The sequence below is a fragment of the Variovorax glucosi genome, assembly GCF_051216695.1.
GTDB lineage: Bacteria > Pseudomonadota > Gammaproteobacteria > Burkholderiales > Burkholderiaceae_C > Variovorax.
Genome location: NZ_JBPJZE010000411.1, coordinates 1 through 1,028, shown reverse-complemented (window position 1 = coordinate 1,028; position 1,028 = coordinate 1). Strand labels below are relative to the sequence as shown.

Annotated in this window: 2 protein-coding genes; both read right to left on the bottom strand. The window is 66.6% G+C overall.

What is annotated here, in order from left to right:
* Positions 1-386, bottom strand: a 386-nt coding sequence (locus ACSFA3_RS26100) for a sulfatase family protein (protein ID WP_435508199.1), incomplete at its 3' end; no start/stop codon positions are given.
* A 28-nt stretch (positions 387-414) separates the two neighbouring features.
* Positions 415-1,028 (bottom strand): tripartite tricarboxylate transporter substrate-binding protein (locus ACSFA3_RS26095; RefSeq protein ID WP_435508198.1); only part of this gene is annotated, 614 nt, incomplete at its 5' end.

Below are 1,028 nucleotides of genomic sequence, written 5' to 3'. Positions count from 1 at the left end.
CGCAGCGGGCCGAAGGTGGGCGGGTAGCCCAGGTGCCATTTGCCGATGAGCGCGGTCTGGTAGCCGCTGGCTTTCAGCAATGAAGGCAGGGTGGGGTGGTCGGTGGGCAGGCCGAGGGTGGTGCTGCCGCGGCTCTTGCTGTTGATGGGCTCTTCGGCGGCGCCGCGCAGGCGGTACTGGTAGCGGCCGGTGATCATGCCGAAGCGCGTGGGCGAGCACACGGGCGAGTTGGCGTAGCCCTGCGTGAGCTTCAGGCCATTGGCGGCCAAGCCGTCGAGCACGGGCGACACGGGGCCGAACACGGCGTCGCGGCCGCCGTAGCAGCCGAGGTCTGCATAGCCGAGATCGTCGGCAACGATGAAGATGATGTTGGGTCTTGTGGTCATGTCTCTTTGACGTTCTTCTTGAAGGGGTTCAGGGCTGGTAGCCCGACTTCTGCACTACGGGCGCCCACTGCGCGCGGTAGGCTTTGAGCATGGCGGCGGTCTGCGTCTGTGTGCTCACCACCGGCGTCATGCCGGAGTCCTTGAACTTGCGTTGCGTGTCCGGGTCTTGCATGACTTCGCGGATCAGATTGGACAGGCGTTCGACCTTGTCCTTCGGCATGCTGTTCGGCGCGAAGAAGGTGTTCCAGCCGGTGGCGGCAAGGTCGAGGCCGGCTTCCTTGAAGGTGGGCACGTTCGGCGCAAAGGGCGAGCGCTTGGTGCCCGACAGCGCGAGGATGCGCAGCTTGCCCGCGGCGTGCTGCGGCAGCACCACGTCTTCGGTGTCGACGGCAATGGGCACCTGCCCGCCGATCAGGTCGTTCAGCAGCGGGGCCGAGCCGCGGTAGCCGATCACCTGGGTCTGCACGTTGGCCTTTTCGCCGACCATGAGGCCGAAGAAGTGCGGCAGGCTGCCCGTGGCCGGCACGCCGACGTTGGCCTGCTTGGGGTTGGCGCGCATCCAGGCCAGCAGGTGGTTCAGCTCGCGCACGGGCCGGGCGGGCGAGACGGACAGGGCAAAGTTGTAGTCGTTGACGTACGACA